Here is a 19,687-nt window from a genome sequence, read left to right on the forward strand (position 1 = left end):
CGTCCGGTGCCCTCCGGCCCGGCGACGTCCGATCCGGTGCCCTCCGGCTCGGTGGCGTCGGGCCTGGCGCCGTCCGACCCGGTACCGCCCAGAAGGCGCCGGCGGGTTGTCACGACCTGCCTGCTCGCCGTCGCCGTACCGGCCGGAAGCTGGGCCGCCCACCTCGGGCTGAGCGTGCGCGACCACCTGGAGGCGACCGAGAGCGCGCTGCTCCGGCTGCGCGCGGTGGCGAGCGTGAGCGAGCCGGGCCTCATGGCGGGACCGCTCGCCGAGGCGCGGCGGCACGCGGCCGAGGCGCGGCGGCTCACCGCCGGCGCGGACTGGTCGCTGCTCACCCGGGTCCCGGTGCTGGGGGACGCCGCGACGACCGTCCGGGCGCTGGCCGGGGGGGTCGCGGAGCTGACCGACGTGCTGGACGGCGTCCAGCGGGCCGGTGCGGCGTTCGTCGCGGCGGGCACGTCCTCCCCGGGCGGCCCGGCGCGGCTGCTGGCCGCGGCCGAGAGGTCGGCGCCGGTCCTCGGCGACGCCGTGGCCCGGCTCGCGCGGGTGACCGCTGGCCTGGCGGCCGTCCCGGCGCACACCGGCGTGGACCGGCTGGACCGGGCGCGCGGCACGGCGCTGCGCGAGATCGACCGGCTGCGTGCCGGGCTGGGCGACGCGGCGACCGCCGCCGCGCTGCTCCCCCCGATGCTCGGCGGTGACGGCCCGCGCCGCTACTTCCTGGCCTTCCAGACCAACGCCGAGGCGCGCGGCACCGGCGGGCTGGTGGGAGCCTTCGGCATCCTGAGGGCCGACCGGGGCCGGATCGCCGTCGAGCGGCTGTCCGCCGACACCGGCCTGCTCACGAGTCCCGTGCCCGTCGCCGACCACGGCCGGGAGTTCCTGCGGCGCTACGGGCCGGGGGCGGCCAGGACACTGTCCGTCTCCAACCTCTCGCCGCACTTCCCGTACGCCGCCGCCACCTGGGCCGGGCTGTGGGAGAGGCGGGCCGGTACGCGGCTCGACGGCGCCGTGGCCGTCGACCCGGACGGGCTCGCCCACCTGCTCCGGCTGATCGGCCCGGTCACCCTGCCCGGCGGGGAGAAGGTGACCGGGGAGAACGTCGTCGACCTCACCGAGCGGGCGGCCTACGCCCGCTACACCGACCCGGTGGCGCGCAAACGCTTCCTCCTGGGGATCGCCGGCGCCGTCGGCGAGGCGCTGCCCGGGTCGTCGGCCGACCCCGCGGCGCTGCTGTCCGTGATGGGCCGCATGGCGGGCGAGCGGCGGATCCAGGTCTGGAGCCGCCACGCCGGGGAACAGCGGATCCTGGCCGGCACCCCGATCGGCGGCGTGCTGCCGTCACGGCCGGGACCGTTCGCGGGACTGGTGGTCAACAACTCCGCCGGCGGCAAGCTCGACTACTACCTGAACCGCTCCCTGGACTACGCGCTGGGTCCCTGCCGGGACGGCCTGCGCTCCTCGACCGTGCGGATCCGGCTGGGGAACGACACCCCCGAGGGCGGCCTGCCCTCCTACGTCACCGGGCGGCTCGACCGTTCCCGGCTGCCGCACGCTCCCGGCTCCAACCTGCTGTGGGTGTCGCTGTACGGCGGGGTCGGCGGCCGGATGACCGGGGTCAGGCTCGACGGCGAGCGGACGGCCGTCGTCAGGGGGACGGAGCGCTCCCACCCCGTCTACTCGACGATGCTGGAGCTCGCCCCCGGGCAGTCGAGGTCCCTGGAGTTCGACCTCACCGAGGTCGCCTCGCCGGAGCCGCCGCTGGTGCCCGTCCAGCCGCTCGTCCGGCCGCAGCGAACCCGTGTCACCGAGGACCCGCGAGGTTGCGGTCCCTGATGGGAACGAAGATCGTCCGCCGTACGGTCCGTCGCGCGCGCAGGTGTGAAGGGCGAACGGCGGTGCGCCGTGAGTGATGGTGCACGAGAGCCGATCCACCTTCTCGGCACGAGGGCCTCACCGGAGGACGCCGGGATCACGCGCGGCCTCACGACCGGGGAGGACGTCCTGCCCGGACACGAGGACTGCGGCCCGCGCTGCTGGAGGGACGCGGGGAAGGCGCCGGCGCCCCGGGAGAGTGTCCGCTTCCGTGTCCTGTTCGTGTGCACGGGCAACATCTGCCGTTCCCCGCTCGCCGAGCGGCTGACCCGTTCGGCGCTCGGGCCGTGCCCGGCGCTCCAGGTGATCAGCGCGGGCACCCACGCCCGGCCCGGCCTGGAGATGACGGCGCACGCCCGGCGGACGCTGGTACGGCTCGGCGGGGATCCCGAGGGCTTCGGCGCCCGTCTCCTCGTCCCCGGGCTGGTGGCCGACGCGGACCTGGTGCTCACGGCCACCGGCGGGCACCGCGCGCGGTCGGTGGCCCTGTACCGCGCGGCGGCCGCGCGGGCCTTCACCATCGCCGAGTTCGGCACGCTGGTGAGGGCCGTGCCGCCCGAGCGGATCGTCCGGCACCGCGATCCCGTGCGCAGGGCCCGCGCCCTGGTCGACGAGGCGCGGGCCCTGCGCGGGCTGGTGCGGGTGGACGAGCCCGACATCGCCGACCCCTACGGGAGGTCCCGGCTGGCCTACCGGGCGGCCGGACGGAGCATCGCGAGGGAACTCGCCGCCCCGTTGCGGCTGCTCACACGTTCACGGAATGCCTGACCCCGGACGTGACCGTGGGCGTGACCTCGGACCTCCCCCCGTAGCCATAGCCATAGCCGTAGCCGTAGCCGAGGTACGTGCTGTCCTTGGGCGGGACGAAGTTCAGGACGGTCCCCACCACCCGGGCGTTGACCGACGCCAGCAGTTCCGTGGCGCGGACCATGTGTTCCCGCCGCGTCCTGCCGTGACGGGTGACGAGAAGGGCGCCGTCGCAGAGCGCGCCGAGCGTCGCGGCGTCGGCCATCGGCAGCAGCGGCGGCGCGTCGATGATCACCATGTCGTACGTCTCGGTCAGCCTGGCCAGCACCTCGCGCATCCCGTCCGAGCCGAGCAGCTCGCTCGGGTTCGGCGGGATCTGCCCGCTCGGCAGGACCGACATGCCGGGCTCACCCCAGACCTGGATGACCTCGTTCAGCCGGACCTTGCCGATCAGCACGTCCGTCAGGCCCGTCGTCCCCTCGATGCCGAGGTAGTGGGGGATGGTCGGGTGACGCAGGTCGCCGTCCACCAGGATGACCCGCCATTCGGCCTGGGCCAGGGCTATCGCCAGGTTGGCGGAGACCGAGGACTTCCCCTCGCCCGGCAGGCAGCTGGTGACCACGAGCGACTTCGGCTGCCGGTCGACGCCGATGAACTGCAAATTGGTGCGGAGCGTGCGGAACGCCTCGGACCTGGACGACCGGCCCCGGTTGCGCACGATGAGGGGGTGGCGCCGCGCGTCCCGCTCGTATCCGATGATGCCCAGGACCGAGCTGCCCGACGCCTGCCGCAGTGTCTCCGTCGACTTGACGGTGGTGTCCAGGCGGTCACGGGCGACGATGAAGGCCGTCACCAGGACCAGGGCGATCAGCAGGGCCATCACCAGGTTGACCATCGGCCGGGGACTGACCGGCACCTCGGGGACCTCCGCCCGGTCCACCAGCGTGACCTTCACGATGGGACGGCTGGAGGGAGTGGGCCGCTCGATCTGGTCGATGAGCTCGGCGAAGCGCTCGCCCAGGGCGTTGGCCAGGGTGGCGGCCCGCCGGGGGTCGGGATCGCCGACCGTGGCGCGCAGCAGCACGGTGCCGGGGACGGCCTCCGCGGTGATGTTCTCCTGCAGGCGCTCCACGTCGTCCTTCCCGGTGATCTGGCCGACCACCCGCCGGCTGGAGAGAAGGGTCGCGTACGAGTGCACCCGCTGCGCCGACAGCATCCCCGCCTGGTAGGCGGTGGAGAGGCTTCCCTCCCTGTCGTGGCCCGAGACCAGCATGGAGATCGTCGCGACGTACCTCGGCGGCATGCCGGCCGTGACGGTGGTCGCCACGCCCGCCGCCAGGAACAGCGCCAGGAGGATGAGGGGCCAGTTCCTGCGCACGAACCGCGTGCAGTAGAGAAGTTCCATGTCAGGGCCGCCTTTCGCGGATTTTCTGGACGGGCGCGGGGGAGAGGGCGGGTGCGCCCACGCCTCGCAGCAGGAAGATGAGGACGGCGGCGATCGCGCAGGCCGTGGCCGTCGCGACGAACGGGGAGACGCGGCCCAGGGCCGTCGCCAGGCAGAGGACGCCGGAGAGCGCCGCGATCGCGCCGAGCGCCGCCGCGACCGCGCGGGCCCCCAGGCCGGTACGGCGCAGCCGGTGTGACACGTGGTCGGTGCCGCCCCGCAACGGCGAGTGGCCCGCCAGTACGCGGGAGGCGACGACCACGCAGGTGTCGACGGTCGCCAGGAAGGTCGGCAGGAACAGCCCGGCGACCGTCGCGTCCGGCGGGCGGCCGACGGTCAGGGCGACCGCCGAGCAGGCCAGCGTGAACCCGATGAACAGCGACCCCGAGTCGCCCATGAACACTCTCGCGGGCTCCCAGTTGTACGGCAGGAACCCCAGGCACGCGCAGGTGAGCGCGCACAGGAGCAGCGCGAGCTCCGGGTGGCCCCGCACCAGGGCCGTGACCGCCAGGAGGGCGGCGGTGACGGCGGTGACGGTGCCCAGCGCGCCGTCCATGTTGTCCAGCAGGTTGAAGGAGTTCGTCATCACGACGATCCACGCCACCGTGAGGACGCCGTCCAGCCACGTCCCGGTCACGGTCGCCTGGACACCGGAGAGCACCACCCCGACCGCGACCGTGGCCTCCACCGCCAGCCTGGTGACCGCCGTCAGGGGGGCGATGTCGTCGATCAGGCCGAGGACGGCCACCGCGGCCGCGGCGAGGAGGATCGCGGTGATCTGCGGGTCGGCGAGGCCGAGGACGGCCAGGGCGGGCACGGCGGTGCCCGCCACGATCGCGATGCCGCCGATGTACGGGGTCGGGCGGGCGTGTGCCTTGTGCCCGCCGGGGTCGTCGGTGAGGTCCCAGCGGATCGCGAGACGTCTCAGCGGGACGACGGCCGCGGCGCTGAGCGCGCAGGCCACTCCCGAGGCGAGGGCGATGGTCCCGCTCACGGGGTGAACGCCGCCGGCTCCCCGGAGGCCTCCCTGATGATCTCGGTGAGGATCTCGTCGAGGCTCCGCCGCGGGACCCAGCCGGTGAGCGCGCTGAGCTTCGTGGTGTCGGGGACCCTGCGGACCATGTCCTCGAACCCCCGCTCGTAGGCCTCGGAGTAGGGGATGAGGTCGATGCCCGAGGTTGATCCGGTGAACTCGATGATGAGCTTCGCCAGCTCCATGATGCTCACCTCGCCGCCGGAACCGATGTTGAAGGTCTCGCCGATCGCCGCGTCCTCGTCGAGCAACCTGAGCAGCGCGTCGACGACGTCCGCGACGTGCGCGAAGCAGCGGGTCTGGGTGCCGTCGCCGAACACGGTCAGCGGGACGGCCGAGAGCGCCTGCCGGACGAGGCTCGGGATGACCATGCCGTAGCTCGGGCTCTGCCGAGGGCCCACCGTGTTGAACAGGCGGACGATGATCGTCGGCAGGCCGCGCTCCTTGTGGTAGGCGTTGGCGAGGATCTCGTCGACGGCCTTCGAGGTGCTGTAGGCCCAGCGGACCACGGCGGGACTGCCGAGGACGCGGTCGGCGTCCTCGCGCAGCGCGCCCGAGGAGTTCTTCCCGTAGATCTCGCTCGTGCTGGTGATCAGGATCTTCTTCCGGTACCGGTGCGCGGCCTCGATGACGATCTCCGAACCCCGGATGTTGGTCGTCAGGGACCGCAGCGGCTGCTCGACGATCAGCTTGACGCCGACCGCGGCCGCCAGGTGGACGACGACGTCGCACCGGTGGACCAGCTCGTCGATCATGAGCTCGTCCAGGACCGAACCGTGCACGAAACGCAGGTTCGGGTGCGGCCGGAGGTTCTCCAGCCGTCCCGTCGAGAGATTGTCCAGGGCGACGACGAGGTCGCCGCGGGCGAGCAGGGCGTCGGCCAGGTGCGAGCCGATGAATCCGCTGCCGCCCGTTATCAGATAGCTGGTTGGTGGTGTCTCGCTCACGGGCTTCTCCTCATCGTGTGTTTGGAGAGATCTCTGTCGTCGGCGGGGGGCGGCCGTTCACGCCTGTACGCCGGCCCCCACCTCGACGCTCGCGGCCCGCGCCTCCTCGAACCAGGCCACCGTCGTGCGGAGCCCGTCCTCCAGGGAGACGGGGCGCGCCCCGGGGAACAGCTCGCGCAGCAGGCGGGTGGAGGCCCGGGACTCCCGGACGTCGCCCCTGCGCGGCGGCAGGGAGACCGGCTCCACCACCCGGCCGAGGATCTCGGAGAGGAGGTCCATCAGGTGCCGCAGGGAGACGCGGGTCCCGAAGGCCAGGTTCACCGGCCTGGTGCTCGTCACCCGCCGCGCCGCCGCGTCGGCGAGGACCTCGGTCACCGACCCCACGTAGGTGAAGTCCCGCGCCTGGCCGCCGTCGCCGTGCAGCGGGACCGGCTCGCCCCGCAGCACGGCGGAGACGAACACCGGGATCACGGCCGCGTACGCGTGCCCGGCGCTCTGCAGCGGGCCGTAGACGTTGAAGAAGCGGAACGGCAGCACCGGCAGGTCGTAGCTGTGCGCGTAGGCGAGGGCGTACGCCTCCGCGGCGAGCTTGCCGGCCCCGTACGGGCTGAGCGGCCTGGTGGGCAGGTCCTCGTGCTTGCGGGGTTCGCGATGGTCGCCGTACACCGAGGAGGACGAGGCGAGGATCAGGTGCGGCCTGCCGGCGCGGCAGGCCTCCAGCACGTACAGGGTGCCGGTCGCGTTGACGGCGTGCGAGGTCAGCGGGTCGGCCAGCGACCGGGGCACCGACGGCCGGGCGGCGAGGTGGATCACGTGCGTGACACCGGCCACCAGGTCCGTCAGCAGGTCCCGGTCCAGGACGCTGCCGACCACGACGTCGGCCTCGACGCCGTCGAGGTTGGCGAGGTCCCCGCTGCTCAGGTCGTCCAGCACCGTGATGTTCCCGACGTCGGGCCTGGCCGCCAGCGCCCGGCAGGTGTGCGCGCCGATGAACCCGGCGCCGCCCGTCACCAGCACTCTCATCGGCCGTTCCCCTGGGTGAGCAGGTGACGGCCGCGCGTCTCGCACAGCGCCCGGTAGAGGTTCTCGGTGTCGGCGACGAGGCGGTCGAGGGAGAACGCGTACGCCGTCCAGTCGCGGCCCGCGCCGCCCATCCGGCGGGCGAGGCCGGGATCGGACAGCAGGCGGACGGTGTGCGCCGCCAGTTCCTCCGGGTCGAGGCCCGACAGCAGGCCGGTGTGCCCGTCCCTGACCACCTCGGCGACGCTTCCCACCCGGGTGGAGACCACGGGGGTGCCCGCCATTCCCGCCTCGACGAGCGTGACCGGGGTGCCCTCGTTGTCCGAGGTCAGCAGGACCACGTCGGCGGCGGCGTAGACCGTCTCCACGTCCCCGCGCCAGCCGAGCAGGTGGAAGGAGTCGCGGATGGTCTCGGCGTCCCGCTCGACCTGCCGCCCGAGCTCGCCGCCGCCGCACACGACGAAGTGGCAGCCCGGGATGCGGCCGAGCACGGCGTGCGCCACGGCGACGAACCGGTCCGGCCGCTTCACCTGGGTGAGACGGCCCACGTACGCCACCACGGGCGCGTCCTGCGGGATTCCCAGCGCCGCGCGGGCCGCGCCGCGCTCGGGGACCCGTCTCTGCCGCACGCCGGGCGGGATGACGACGTACTGCCCGGGACGGCCGATCCCCGCCTGGAGCAACTCGTCCCTGACCTGGGCACCCACCGTCACCAGCCGGTCCGACATGGAGGCCAGGACCCGTTCCGAGCCCACGTACAGGCCGCGTCTGACCGGGGAGAAGTAACCGCGCAGGAGGTGACCGTGGAAGACGTGCACCCGGGCCGAGCCGACGCGGGACAGCCGGGCGGCGATCCGCCCCAGCGCGCCGGCCTTGGCCGTGCGGGTGTGGACGATGTCGGGGCGGAACTCCCGCATCGCGCCGACCAGCCAGAGCAGGGCGCGGTAGTCGTCGCCGGGGTTGACGGGGCGGCCGAGACCGGGGACCCGGTGCACCGGTTCCCGCACGTCGTGCAGCAGCAGGTGGTCGCCCTCGTGGCCGTCGACGTGGCCGGTGTAGAGGCGGTGGTCGAACTCCTCGCGGTTCAGCCGCTCGTGGAGTCCCGAGACCTGGGTCGCGGGCCCGCCGACGTTCATCCGCGCGATGATCTCCATGACACGAATCCGGCCGTCTGGCTTCATAGAGGCTCCTTGGGGACAGGCCTGGCTCACGTCGGAGAAACTAGTTCTCCGCCAGATCCGTCCGCCGACACCATCACGAGGATGGCGCGATGTTTTCCCTACTCCCTACCTAAACGTGATCCAGCCGGGACACCTGGGTCTTACCAGCTCTTTCTCCTTTGCCCGCGGATACCTCGAAATTCCCCGGACGGCCCGGTGCGGGGCACGGCCCGCGCGGGGTGGCCCGCGCGGGAGAACGCCGAGATCACCGAACGCAGGTCGGAGAGCCGCGGCAGCAGCTCCGGCACCCCCGTCGCGGTCCTCCTGGCGAACCAGGTGATCTCGGCCGCCGCCATCGCGGCGCAGGAGGCGCTCGCGGCCAGGGCGGCGCCCGCGGCCCCCCAGCGTGGGATGAGGAGGGCGTTCAGCGCCAGGTTCGCCAGGAGGGCGGCGACGGCGACGGCGGTCATGGTCATCGGGCGGCCCAGCCGCACCAGATACTGCTCGACCGGCCGGAGCAGCGACAGGGCGACCACGCCGGGGGCCAGCAGGAGTATCGGCGTCACGCTGCCGGCGAACGCGGTGCCGTAGAGCAGGGGGACGAGCACGGGCGAGGCGGCCGCCAGCGCGCAGGCGGAGACGGCCGACAGCAGCAGGCTGAGCCGCAGGACGCGGACGCTGACGTCCCTCGCGTCGCGCTCGTCCTCGACCGCCTGGCGGGGGAGCGCGACCTGGGCCACAGCGTCGGCGGGCACCCGCGAGAAGGTCAGGAACGCTCCTCCGACGGTGTACAGGCCCACCTCGGCGGGCGAGACGAGGGCGCCCAGCAGGAAGACGTCGGCCGTCAGCAGGAGGTGGAACGCCGCCAGCCCGATGTGGTATCGCGACGACAGGGCGAGCTGGCGGCGGGCGAGTGCCGGTTCCACGCGCATGGAGCGGAGGCCGAGCGGCCGCAGGAGCAGCCAGAAGGGCGCGCTCACGGCGGCCGTCCAGCAGACGACCACCGCCGTGACGGTGAGGTTCCCCGTCGCCGCGAGCGCCAGGATCGGCAGGTTCAGGACGAGCGCGGACGCGACGACCCCCCGGTTGACCAGGTCGTTGCGGGACCGCAGCTGCGCGATCCCGTTGAGGTTGACCGCCGCGACGCCGAACGGCACCGCGAGCAGGGCGACGACGAGCAGATGGGGCGAGGGAAGGGGGACGAACGCGGGCACGACCGCCAGGGTGACCGCGGCGGAGGCGAGCCCGAGGAGCAGGCCGAGGAGCAGGCCGTTGCCCGCCAGGGCGCGGTGCCGGGAGGGGTCCCGCCACAGCGCGATCTGTGACCTGCCGATCGACAGGTTGCCCAGGACGACCGCGATCCCGCCGGTGGTCGCGAGCATCGCGTAGACGCCCCGGCCCTCGGGCTGGAGGGTGCGTGCCATCAGGACGCCCGTCAGCGCCGCCAGGGTCAGCCGCAGGACGTGGCTGGCCATCGTCTGGACGGTCTGGGTGAGGGCCGCGCTCCTGTCCGGGGCCCCGGCCGTCTCCTGGACCGTGGACGTCCTCAGGGTCTTGAGCGTCTTCGGGGTCCTGGCCGTCTTCGGGGGCCTGGGCATCCTCAGGGCCCCGGGCATCCGGCCCCCGCCATGACGGGGCCGTCCGGGACGGCGTGCGCCCGGTGCCAGAGCTCGAACTGCAGCAGCGCCCACAACCGGTCGCCGTGGTCGGCTCCCTCGGCGTGCCGCCGGAGCAGGTCCCGGACCACCTCCTGCCGGAACAGCCCCCTGCCGCGGGCGGCGCCGTCGGTGAGCACGTCGTGGGAGAGCTCCCGCAGCTCGCCCCGGAGCCAGGTGGCGAGCGGCACGCCGAACCCCTGCTTGGGGCGGTGCGTGAGCCGGCCGGGCAGCCAGGGGGCGACCGCCCGCCTGAGCAGCAGCTTGGTCCGCCGGTCGCGGACCTTCAGCGAGTCCGGGAGCCCCGCCGCCCACTCCATCAGGCGATGGTCCAGGAACGGTGAACGGGCCTCCATCGAGTTGGCCATCGTGGTGACGTCCACCTTGACCAGCAGGTCGTACGGGAGGTAGGTGGTCGTGTCGACGTCCAGGACACGGCCGAGGGCGGTCGCCGCGGACGAGTTCCTGAAGGCTCCCTCCAGCAGCCCGTGGCTGTCCACCCCCGCCAGCCGCTCGCGGAGCGCGGGACCGTAGAGCTCGGCCTTCTGACCGGCAGTGAAGCAGGACATCAGGCCGGCGTAGCGCCGCGACGGGGGCTCGGCGGCGAACCGCATGACGCGGCCGAGGTGCCTGCCCCGCGATCCGTACCCGCTCCGCTCGGTGATGAGCGTGCCGGCGCGGGCGGACAGCGCCGCCAGGGCACGGGGCATGACCGGGATCCTGGCCGCCTGGTTCATCAGGGCGTAGCGCCGGTAGCCGCCGAAACACTCGTCGCCGCCGTCGCCGTTGAGCACGACGGTGACGTGCGACCGGCTCAGCCGCGCCACGTAGAAGCCGGGGACGGCCGAGGAGTCGGCGAACGGCTCGTCGAAGTGCCAGGCGAGCAGGGGCAGGACGCCGAGGACGTCGGACGTCACGACGAGTTCGTGGTGGTCGGTGGAGTAGCGCTCGGCGACCAGCCGGGCCTCGGAACGCTCGTCGTAGCGGCTGTCCTCGAAGCCGACGCAGAACGTCTTGACCCGCTCGCGGCTCTGCATGGCCATGGCCGCCACCACGGCGGACGAGTCGACGCCCCCCGAGAGGAACGCCCCGATGGGGCGCTCGCTCACCATGCGGATCCGGGTCGCCTCCAGGATCAGCTCGCGCAGGCGCTCCTCCTCCTCGCGCTCGTCCGTCACCGCTCGCGGGGTGCGGTCCAGCTCCCAGTAGCGGTGCGTGGTGACCCGCCCCCGTTCCCAGACCAGCACGTGGCCCGGGGGAAGCTTGTGCACGCCCTGGTAGATCGACCATGGCGCGGGGACGTAGCGGTAGGTCAGGTAGTGGTGCAGCGCCACGGGGTCGATCTCGCGGCGCATGCCGGGATCCCGGGCCAGCGACTTCAGCTCCGAGCCGAACCAGATCGAGGCGTGGTCGGACCTCCAGTACAGCGGCTTCTTCCCGACCCGGTCGCGGGCCAGGACCAGCCGCCGCCGGTCGCGGTCCCAGACGGCGAAGGCGAACATGCCGCGCAGGTGGTGGACCATGTCGACGCCGTACTCCTCGTAGAGGTGGACGAGGCACTCCGAGTCGCCCGCCGAGCGCAGCCGGTGGCCCCGGCCCGCCAGGTCCCGCCGCAGTTCGGCGAAGTTGTAGATCTCGCCGTTGAAGACCGACACGACCCGGCCGCCCTCGCCGTGGACGGGCTGGTCGCCCGTCGCCACGTCGATGATCGCCAGCCTGCGCATGCCGAGCGCCGCGTACTCGTCCTCGTGGAAGCCTGAGCCGTCGGGGCCCCGGTGCGCGATCACCTCGCACATGTCGCGGACGAGTCCTGGGTCGGGGTGCGACATCGACGCCATCCCGGCTATCCCGCACATCGGGCCCTCCATTGCTCGCTGACACCGGCGGCTCATGGCGCACCGGCGGCACCGGCGGTCATCACCGCCCCACGCCTCGTGTCCTCGTGCGAGCCCGCGCGTCCGGCTCCCGGTCGTTACCGCGATCTCGCCGAGAGTAACCGACCCCGGCCGCTCACGGACGGTTCGCGCCGGGGGGCGTGTCGCGGCGAACTCCAATCTTGGGCAAGGATCACGAAGATCGTTGCTCGCGGGGGAGCGCCGGACGCCTCCCGGCGGCCACGACGTGCGAGCTTGTGAACGAACGTGGTGAACGGCACGACCCCGTGCTCGCCGCAGGCGACCGGCGCGCGTGCTCGTCCACCCGGCGGACGCCCGTGACGGGACGCCGGGAAACCGGCCGCGACGTCACGACCCCGCACTTTCTCTCGCTGAACGGGTGGTCGGATGACCTTTGCGGAAGACGTGACGGCCGACACGGGTACCGGTGACCTCCGGCATCCCGCGTTGCGCTGTCCCCGGTGCGGTGGTTCGCTCCGTGACGGCGACGGCGACGGTGCCGGTGCCGGGCCGCGCCGTGACGGCCCGCCTCCCGGCGGGGCCGGACCGCGTCGCGGTGGCACCCCTCCCGGCGGTGCCGGGCCGCGTCGCCCCGGTCTCCTCCCTGACGGGGCCGAGCTGCGCTGCGCCGGGTGCGGGACGGGCTATCCGGTCGACGACGGCATTCCCCGGTTCGTTCCCCGGGACAACTACGCGGAGGGGTTCGGGTTCCAGTGGAACCGGCATCGGCTGACGCAGCTCGACTCGTACGTCGGCATGCCGATCTCCCGTGACCGGCTGATGGCGGGGAGCGGCTGGTCCGCCGGCGAACTGCGGGGCCGGAGCGTGCTCGAATGCGGCAGCGGGGCGGGACGCTTCACCGAGGTGCTGTGCGAGACCGGTGCCCTCGTGACGTCCTTCGACATCTCCAGCGCGGTCCACGCCAACGCCGCCTCCAACGGCCGCTTCCCCGGCCTGAGACTCGTCCAGGCGAGCGTCTACGATCCGCCGTTCCCCGAGGAGTCCTTCGACTTCCTGCTCTGCCTCGGGGTCGTCCAGCACACCCCGGACCCGGAACGGACGTTCAAGACACTGCTCCGCTACCTGAGACCCGGCGGCCGTTTCTGCGTCGACGTCTACGCGGCGGTGATCGCCTACCCCCACCTGCGGCAGCTGCTCCGCCCCTTCACCCGGCGGATGCCTCCCGCGAGGCTCTACACCCTGGTCGAGAGGGCGGTGCCGCGCCTGCTGCCGCTGTCCATGGCGCTCAGCGCCGTCCCGGGCGTGGGACAGGGGCTCGCGCGGCTGGTGCCGGTGGCCAACCACAGGCACCTGGGGCTGGGGGACGAGGAGACGAGACGGAGCTGGTCGGTGCTGGACACGTTCGACTGGCTGGCCGCGCGGTACGAGAAACCCCAGACCCGGCGGCGGATCAGGGGCTGGACCGAGGATCTGGCCCTGCGCGACGTCTCGATCGGGAGACGGCGCGGGATGTACGTGATCCGCGGCGTCAAATGATCGACCGGCCGGGAGGCGGCGGTCTCCCGGGACCGCCCGGAGCGTCCTCCCACCCGTGTCCGGGGGGCTCCCGCGGGGCCCCGCCGGCACGCCGACCGCGTGGCGGGCCCACGGCGCACGACCTCGACGCGTCTCTGAGGTGATCTCGTTCATGGAGTTCTTCCTCGTCGTCTTCATGGCGACGTTCCTGGTCTTCCTCGCCTACGCCGGCCTGGGGATGGAGCAGGCGAACCGGGCGGTCCCGGTGCTGCTTCTCGCCTTCGCCGTCCGCCTGGTCGTGCACGTCCTGGTGATGCGGCCCGGTCTCATCGAGTACGGCGGCGACAACCGCGTCTATCTGGCCAGGGCCATGGAGGTCGCCGCGTACTGGAGGTACGGGGGTTCCGGGTTCGTCACCTCCGACCAGATCCCCTCCCTCTACTTCATGGAGGTTCCGTGCAACCTCTTCGGGATCGTCGTCTATCTGTGTGACGGGCCGGCCACGCTGGCCTGTACGGCGGTCCTGGCCACCCTGTCCGGCGTGCTGTGCATCGTCATGTACAGGTTCGCGCGGATTCTCGGGGCCGACGAGCGGGCGGCGTTCCGGCTGCTGGTCGTGGTCGCCTTCCTCCCCGCCCTCCTGCTCCACACGTCCGACACGTTCAAGGACGGCATCAACGCGTTCCTCGTCGTCGTCTGCCTGTGGCTCGTGGTCTCCAACGTGCGGCGCTTCGACGTGCGGAAGCTGGTCGCGGTGGTCCCGCTGCTGTGGGCGCTCTGGCACGTGCGGCCGTACATGGTGCTCATGTGCGCGCTGCCCCTGGTGTTCGGGCTCTCCCCGGTGAGGCGGAAGCTGTCCGTCGGCTCCCTGGTCGCGTCGACACTGGTACTGATCCCCATCCTGGTGCTCATCGCGCAGGCGGACGGCGGGGCGTCCTTCTCGGCGCTGCAGGAACAGCTGGACCAGGGCCAGTCGGAGCTGGTCCGCCTGTCCGGCGCGGAGGGCGGCTCCGGGGTGCTGTTCGAGGACGGCGGCGACGCGTGGGGCGCGCTCGTACCGAAGCTGCTCTACACGCTCCTGGCCCCGTTCCCGTGGACGGAGGGCAGCATGGCGCTGCAGCTCGGAAAGGTGGACACGCTCCTGTGGTACTACCTTCTCTACAGCGCGCTGCGTGGGGGCCGCCTGTTGTGGACGCGCAACCGGGCGCTGCTGTTCGTCCTCGTGCTGTTCGTCGTCCCGGGCACGATCGCCTACGCGACGACCATGTCGAACATCGGCCTGATCTTCCGCCAGCGGATGCCGATCATGTTGGTCGTCAGCGTGCTGGCCGCGGTCGCGTGGACCGGGACCGGGCACGTGAGGTCCCGGTCCACGCGACCGCCGGGCGCGCCACGTCCCGCGATCCCGCCACGACACACCGCGGACTCCCGGGTGACGCGGTGACCCCGCCGCCCCGGACGGAGGGGACGCGATGAGGGATCTCCGCGTGTGCGAGGTCGTCAAGACCCTCGACGCGGGGGGCGTCGAGGTGCTCCTCGTCGAGCGGCTGCGGCGTGCTCCCAGGCTGAACAAGGAGTACACGGTCGTGTGCCTCCGCGCGTCGACCGGCGAGCTCGTGGAGCGGCTGCGGGCCTCGGGGATCACGGTCGTCGACCTCAGCCGGAACGCGCTCCCGCTGGCCTACGCCCGCCTCGTCGTAACGGTTCACCGGCTCGCTCCCGACGTGCTCAACGCGCACTCGCCGACCCCCGCCGCGGTGCTCTGGCCGTTCGCCCGGATCACCCGGCGGCGACCGGCCCTGGTGTCGACGGTCCACTACTGCCGCCGGCCGGCCACCGTCCGGTTCGGCCGCCTGACGGCGGCGGCCAGCCTGCTCCTCGACCGGCTCGTCCGGAGGCTCGACGACCGGACGGTCGCGGTCTCGTCGCAGGTGGCGTGCTCCCCCTCCGTCCGGGGAGCACGCCACCTGCTGACCCGGGTGCACGGCGTGGACGTCGTCGAGCAGCGCTCCTGGGCGATGCGCGCGAGTACCGTCAGACGCCAGTTCGACGTGCCGGAAGGGGCGTTCCTGCTGGCCTGCGTCGCCAACTTCCGGCCGGAGAAGAACCACGCGCTGCTGGTCAGGGCCGCCGCCGAGGTCCTCCGCGCACGACCGGACGCGCTCTTCCTCCTGGCCGGGGACGGACCGCTGAGGGAAGAGACCGCCCGGGAGACGGAACGGCTCGGGCTGCGGGACCGGATACGCGTCCTGGGGCCGGTGAGGCAGGCGAGGAGACTGGCGGCGGCGGCCGACCTGCTGGTGCTGAGCTCGCACTACGAGGGGCTTCCCGTGGTCGTCATGGAGGCGCTCGCGGCCGGGGTGCCGGTGGTCTCCACCGAGGTCGGGGGGATACCGGAGCTGGTCTCCCCGGGCTGGAACGGGATCCTGACCGAGCCGGGGTCACCGGAGGCCCTGGCCTCGGGGATCCTCAAGGCGATGGAGCCGGCCACGCATCGCCGGCTGCGGTCCGGGGCCGCCGCCGGCTCCGAGGCCGTCGAGATGGCGGGGACGGCCGAATGGTTCGAGCACCTCTACGAGGAACTGGCGGGGTCGCGCCGCGCCTGAGGTCCGCGTCCGGTGTCCGTGCCCGGTGTCCGCGTCCCGTGCCCGAGGCGCACGCCCGAGGTTCACGGCACCCGTCCCGCGGGCGTCGGGGGACGCGCTCCCCGGACGCCCGGCCGCGAGGTCAGACGCGGTACCCGAAGCCGCGCAGGTGCCCGCCGAGGGAACGGTCGAGCAGCGCGAGCTGCGGCGTGGTGAGGTCGTGCCGGAAGGCCTCGCGCCGGGCGGAGGAGAAGGCGTGACGCGCGAAGCTCCGCTCGAATCCGGGTGTCCAGGCGAGCCCGAGGAAGCCGAGGATCACGTCTGTCTGCTTGCGCGGGTCGGCGAGCAGGTCCTCGTAGCGCACCTGCAGCCACTGGTCCGGCGGAACGGCGGCGCGCGCCAGCTCCGTGGCGTCCATCAGCAGCTTCCAGCCTATTCCCGCGAGATGGACCTGTGAGCGTCCCGCCTCGTCCCACTCCCCGGAGTAGGCCTCGGGCAGGGGGCCGAAGTGCCATCCCGGCGCGCCGAGGTGCCCGCGCCACCACGGCGTCTGCAGCCACGAGCTGGCCACGGCGCGCCCGTCGCGCACGATGTGCACGAAGCGCGCCTCGGGGAACACCTCGTGCAGGAACGCCGCGCGGGGCCACCCCGTGAACTTGTGGACGTAGTGCCCGACCCGTTGCGCGGCCGCCCGGCTCCCGAAGAAGGCCCTCAGCCGTCGTTCCAGCCAGGGGGTGACGTCGGTGGCCGAGAGGTCCCGGAAGGAGTCGACGATCAGTGGCGAGACCTCGCGCCTCAGCGCGCGGTGGGCCTCGCAGGGGCGCAGCCGTTTCTCCGGGAAACGCGCCGGCGCCCATCGGTAGATCCTCCCGCTGATCCGCCTCGCCGAATCCGGGACCCTGGAGAACCGATCGTCCAGGTTGGTCACGAACCCCACGTCGGGATGGCCGGTGAGCACCTCGTGAAGGAGTGTGGAGCCACAACGACCGCTGCCGACGAGAAAGTCGAGCATATTAATTCCCTGTCCAGAGTGGTGCCGGAAACAGCGACTCAGTCCATTGGAACGGGGTGGAGTCTTCGATGTCAACATGCCCGCCGGAGTTGTCGGTTGATGTCGTCTTCGCACGTCGGTGACGTGTGACGCGACCGTCGAAACAAATGTCGAAAACGCTCGTGGTTCAGGTTTGACCGATTATCGGTAATGGCTGAGAACTCCTTCGCGCCGACCTGCCGAATCCACCCAACACAAAACGTCGGCAAAACATCGTGGAATGTGGACGTCCGGGGCCGGCGGCGGTGCTCGCGTTGCCAGACTTGCGCGCATGGCCAGAACGGTGTCCGGCGGCGGTTCCCTCCTGAGCCCGGTCGAGGCGGACGGGGAGCCGCCGGAGACCCGGCGGTCCACGCGAACGTGGAGGACGCCGCCCGCCCTCGCCCGGAGATGGTCACCGGCGGTGTCCGCGATCGCCGTCGTCGTGGCCGTGACCACCTACTACGGGGTGCCGGTCGTGGACACGGCGTTCTTCGGCCTCTACGTCGCGCTGGGTCTGGCGCTTCCCGGCCTGTTGCTGGTCAGGGCCCTCCACCGCGGAACGCGCGGGCTCGCGCTCGCGGAGGAGATCGCGCTGGGTCTGGCGCTCGGCTACGCCGTGGAGGTGCTCGTCTACGTCGCCGCCCGCGCGGCCGGGTGGCCGTCGCTCGTCGTGGCGTGGCCGGTCGCCACCTGTCTGGTCTTCGCCGCCGTTCCCCGGCTGCGCCGGCACTGGAGGGGCGTCCCCCGCCCGGCGCCCGCCTGGTACTCGTGGTCCCTCGCCCTGCTCGTCGCGTACGTGGCCGCCTGGAGCTCCTTCACCTTCTTCAGGACGACCCCCCTCACCTGGCCGGGAGCCGGGGCGTCCCTGTTCGACATGCCGTACCACCTGGCCCTGGTCGGGGAGCTGAGGCACCACGTGCCGCCCACCGTGCCCGTGGTCGCCGGCGAGCCCCTCCTGTACCACTGGTTCGTCTACGCGCACCTCGCGGCGGCGAGCTGGATCACCGGGGTGGAGCCGCTGGTCCTGCTGTTCCGGCTGGGGATGACGCCCGTGCTGGTGGCGTTCGTCGTCCTGGTGGGGGCGATCGGGCATCGCGTCACCGGTTCCCGGGCGGGCGCGCTGCTGGCCGTCGGCGGCGCGGTCCTCGTGGCGGTCCCGAGTCTCTACGCGAACGCGAACGGGCTGTTCACCTGGACGGGCGTCCAGCACTCCGCGTGGGAGAGCCCCACCCAGACGTTCGGGGCCCTGCTGTTCGCCCCCGTCGTGCTGCTCCTCCTCGACCTCCTCGAACGGCGGCGGCGGAGAGCCGGGCACTGGCCGCTGCTGGGCGTCCTCCTCGTGGCGGTGGCGGGGGCCAAGGCCACGTACCTGCCCATGCTCGTCGCCGGGCTGGTCGCGGTGGCCGTGGTCGAGGCGGGGGTACGACGCCGGTCGCCCCGGCCCGCGCTCGCCGCGCTCGCGATGGCGGCCGGGTGCCTGGTCTACGCGCAGTTCGTGCTGTTCGGCGGCGCGAGGCAGGCGACGATCCTCGATCCTCTGTCGCTCATGCGCAGAACCTGGGGGGAGCTGACCGGCCTGGGGGAGAACGCCGTGCCGCCTCCCGCCTCGCTGGTGGGGATCACGCTGCTGTACGCGCTGTGCTGGGCCGTCACGTGGTGCGGGATCGCCGGCCTGCTCCGCCGACGGCGGCTGCTCCTGCGGCCGGGGGTGGTCCTCCTCCTGGGGATCGGCGCGGCGGGCGTCGGCGCGGTGGTCCTGCTCGGGGGTCCCGCGATGAACCAGGGCTACTTCCTGCAGGGGGCCTACCCCTACCTGGCGGTCGCCGCGGCCTACGGCTTCCTCGTCGTCGCGCGCGGGGAACGGGCGTCGGTCCTGGCGGCGGCGTGCGCGGCGGGTGCGGGGGTGGCCGTCGCCCACCTGGTCCGCACGCTGTCCGGTGTCGAGGTCCCGCTGCTCCCGGGGGAGCCGGAGAGCGCCCTGTACCGTCCGTACCTCGTCCTGCTGGTCCTCGCCGCGGCGGTGACCGTCGTGCTGGTCGCGGCGAGGCGCCGCTTTCGCCACTGGGCCCTCGTCATCGCCCTGGTCGCGGGCGTCGGCCCCCTCTCCGCCTGGCACGCCCGCGCCCTGCTGATCGTACGCGGCGGCGGCGAGGGCGGCGTCTACCAGGTGAGCCGCCCGGCGGCGCGGGAGGTCCCGCCCGGCGCGCTCGACGCGGGGCGGTGGCTGCGCGACCACTCGGACCCCGGCGACCTGGTCGCCACGAACGCGCACTGCGCCTGGGGGCGCCGGGAGCCGTGCGACAGCCGTCACTTCTGGCTGTCGGCACTGTCGGAGCGGCGCGTACTCGTCGAGGGATGGGCGTACACCGCGGCGAACCTGGACCGCTGGAGCCCGGGAGAGCCGATGACGGGGCTTCCCTTCTGGGACGGGGAGCGGATCCGGCTGAACGACACGGTCTTCCGGGACCCCTCGGCGGCCTCGGTACGACTTCTCCGGGAACGGTACGGGGTGCGCTGGCTCATCGCCGAGGAGGCCGGGCCGTACCCGGAGCCGGGGCCCGGTGACACCGGGCGCCCCGAAGACACCGAAGAGACCGAAGACACCGAAGAGACCGAAGACACCGGAGGCGCCGGAGGCGCCGGGAACAGCGGATTCGCCGGAGACATCGGGGCTATCGGGGACTTCGCCGATCTCCGGTTCCGTTCCGGGGCCTACGCCGTCTACCGGGTGCCGGACGCCTCGCGGGCACCCTGACACCTTGCCGCCCGCGCGTGCGGCGCGTGGGCGGCGGCCCTCCAGGAAGGAACCTCGGGGGA

Annotated in this window: 14 protein-coding genes; 6 read left to right on the forward strand and 8 right to left on the reverse strand. The window is 72.9% G+C overall.

The genetic code is table 11. The features are described from left to right. Positions 1–51 precede the first annotated feature (51 nt). Entirely contained in the window at positions 52–1,836 is a 1,785-nt protein-coding gene (locus ACSC1Q_RS32005) for a DUF4012 domain-containing protein (protein WP_436762425.1), read from the forward strand. Positions 1,837–1,905: 69 nt separating this feature from the next. Continuing rightward, the gene (locus ACSC1Q_RS32010) at positions 1,906–2,643 is read left to right on the forward strand and encodes an arsenate reductase/protein-tyrosine-phosphatase family protein (protein ID WP_436762426.1); all 738 of its coding nucleotides are present in this window, start codon (positions 1,906–1,908) and stop codon (positions 2,641–2,643) included. Here the strand turns inward: ACSC1Q_RS32010 and ACSC1Q_RS32015 are convergent. The 7 genes from ACSC1Q_RS32015 to asnB all read right to left on the reverse strand — a co-directional run bounded on the left by ACSC1Q_RS32015 (position 2,621) and on the right by asnB (position 11,773). Then, the gene (locus ACSC1Q_RS32015) at positions 2,621–4,027 is read right to left on the reverse strand and encodes a tyrosine-protein kinase domain-containing protein (protein WP_436762427.1); all 1,407 of its coding nucleotides are present in this window, start codon (positions 4,025–4,027) and stop codon (positions 2,621–2,623) included. The genes ACSC1Q_RS32010 and ACSC1Q_RS32015 overlap by 23 nt on opposite strands. 1 nt (position 4,028) lies before the next feature. Beyond that, positions 4,029–5,060 (reverse strand): glycosyltransferase family 4 protein, encoded by a 1,032-nt coding sequence (locus tag ACSC1Q_RS32020; RefSeq protein ID WP_436762428.1) that lies wholly within the window; start codon positions 5,058–5,060, stop codon positions 4,029–4,031. Further along, positions 5,057–6,046, reverse strand: a complete 990-nt coding sequence (locus ACSC1Q_RS32025; protein ID WP_436762429.1) for an NAD-dependent epimerase/dehydratase family protein — start codon at positions 6,044–6,046, stop codon at positions 5,057–5,059. Before ACSC1Q_RS32025 ends, ACSC1Q_RS32020 begins: the two co-directional genes overlap by 4 nt. Positions 6,047–6,103: 57 nt before the next feature. Next, entirely contained in the window at positions 6,104–7,069 is a 966-nt protein-coding gene (locus ACSC1Q_RS32030; protein ID WP_436762430.1) for an NAD-dependent epimerase/dehydratase family protein, read from the reverse strand. Then, positions 7,066–8,247, reverse strand: coding sequence for a glycosyltransferase (locus tag ACSC1Q_RS32035; protein ID WP_436762431.1), 1,182 nt, complete (start codon positions 8,245–8,247; stop codon positions 7,066–7,068). The genes ACSC1Q_RS32030 and ACSC1Q_RS32035 overlap by 4 nt, the downstream gene beginning before the upstream one ends. A 140-nt stretch (positions 8,248–8,387) precedes the next feature. Further along, complete coding sequence (locus ACSC1Q_RS32040; protein ID WP_436762432.1) at positions 8,388–9,842, reverse strand: lipopolysaccharide biosynthesis protein; 1,455 nt, start codon at positions 9,840–9,842, stop codon at positions 8,388–8,390. Beyond that, a complete protein-coding gene (asnB, locus tag ACSC1Q_RS32045; RefSeq protein WP_436762433.1) occupies positions 9,827–11,773 on the reverse strand; it encodes an asparagine synthase (glutamine-hydrolyzing) in 1,947 nt (648 codons plus the stop codon). Before asnB ends, ACSC1Q_RS32040 begins: the two co-directional genes overlap by 16 nt. 390 nt (positions 11,774–12,163) lie before the next feature. Between asnB and ACSC1Q_RS32050 the strand changes: the two genes are divergently transcribed. The 3 genes from ACSC1Q_RS32050 (at position 12,164) to ACSC1Q_RS32060 (ending at position 15,858) form a co-directional block, all read left to right on the forward strand. Next, on the forward strand, positions 12,164–13,273 hold the full coding sequence (locus ACSC1Q_RS32050; protein WP_436762434.1) for a methyltransferase domain-containing protein: 1,110 nt from the start codon (positions 12,164–12,166) through the stop codon (positions 13,271–13,273). Positions 13,274–13,424: 151 nt separating this feature from the next. Continuing rightward, entirely contained in the window at positions 13,425–14,696 is a 1,272-nt protein-coding gene (locus ACSC1Q_RS32055; protein WP_436762435.1) for a hypothetical protein, read from the forward strand. Positions 14,697–14,724: 28 nt separating this feature from the next. Next, positions 14,725–15,858 carry a glycosyltransferase gene (locus tag ACSC1Q_RS32060; RefSeq protein WP_436762436.1) on the forward strand — a complete coding sequence of 378 codons (1,134 nt, stop codon included), beginning with the start codon at positions 14,725–14,727 and terminating at the stop codon, positions 15,856–15,858. Positions 15,859–15,979: 121 nt separating this feature from the next. Here ACSC1Q_RS32060 and ACSC1Q_RS32065 read toward each other — a convergent pair whose 3' ends face one another. Then, positions 15,980–16,849 carry a sulfotransferase family protein gene (locus ACSC1Q_RS32065; RefSeq protein WP_436762437.1) on the reverse strand — a complete coding sequence of 290 codons (870 nt, stop codon included), beginning with the start codon at positions 16,847–16,849 and terminating at the stop codon, positions 15,980–15,982. A 310-nt stretch (positions 16,850–17,159) separates the two neighbouring features. Here ACSC1Q_RS32065 and ACSC1Q_RS32070 point away from each other — a divergent pair, with 310 nt between their 5' ends. Then, a complete protein-coding gene (locus tag ACSC1Q_RS32070; protein WP_436762438.1) occupies positions 17,160–19,625 on the forward strand; it encodes a hypothetical protein in 2,466 nt (821 codons plus the stop codon). The last annotated feature ends 62 nt before the right edge of the window (positions 19,626–19,687 follow it).

The sequence above is a fragment of the Streptosporangium heterodermiicola genome, assembly GCF_051390675.1.
Taxonomy (GTDB): domain Bacteria; phylum Actinomycetota; class Actinomycetes; order Streptosporangiales; family Streptosporangiaceae; genus Streptosporangium.

Excerpts from the sequence above, each read along its gene's own strand:
- ACSC1Q_RS32015 (WP_436762427.1), bottom strand. The coding sequence starts at position 4,027 with ATGGAACTTCTCTACTGCACGCGGTTCGTGCGCAGGAACTGGCCCCTC.
- ACSC1Q_RS32030 (WP_436762430.1), bottom strand. The coding sequence starts at position 7,069 with ATGAGAGTGCTGGTGACGGGCGGCGCCGGGTTCATCGGCGCGCACACC.
- ACSC1Q_RS32035 (WP_436762431.1), bottom strand. The coding sequence starts at position 8,247 with ATGAAGCCAGACGGCCGGATTCGTGTCATGGAGATCATCGCGCGGATG.
- ACSC1Q_RS32040 (WP_436762432.1), bottom strand. The coding sequence starts at position 9,842 with ATGCCCGGGGCCCTGAGGATGCCCAGGCCCCCGAAGACGGCCAGGACC.
- asnB (WP_436762433.1), bottom strand. The coding sequence starts at position 11,773 with ATGAGCCGCCGGTGTCAGCGAGCAATGGAGGGCCCGATGTGCGGGATA.
- ACSC1Q_RS32050 (WP_436762434.1), top strand. The coding sequence starts at position 12,164 with ATGACCTTTGCGGAAGACGTGACGGCCGACACGGGTACCGGTGACCTC.
- ACSC1Q_RS32055 (WP_436762435.1), top strand. The coding sequence starts at position 13,425 with ATGGAGTTCTTCCTCGTCGTCTTCATGGCGACGTTCCTGGTCTTCCTC.
- ACSC1Q_RS32060 (WP_436762436.1), top strand. The coding sequence starts at position 14,725 with ATGAGGGATCTCCGCGTGTGCGAGGTCGTCAAGACCCTCGACGCGGGG.
- ACSC1Q_RS32065 (WP_436762437.1), bottom strand. The coding sequence starts at position 16,849 with ATGCTCGACTTTCTCGTCGGCAGCGGTCGTTGTGGCTCCACACTCCTT.
- ACSC1Q_RS32070 (WP_436762438.1), top strand. The coding sequence starts at position 17,160 with ATGGCCAGAACGGTGTCCGGCGGCGGTTCCCTCCTGAGCCCGGTCGAG.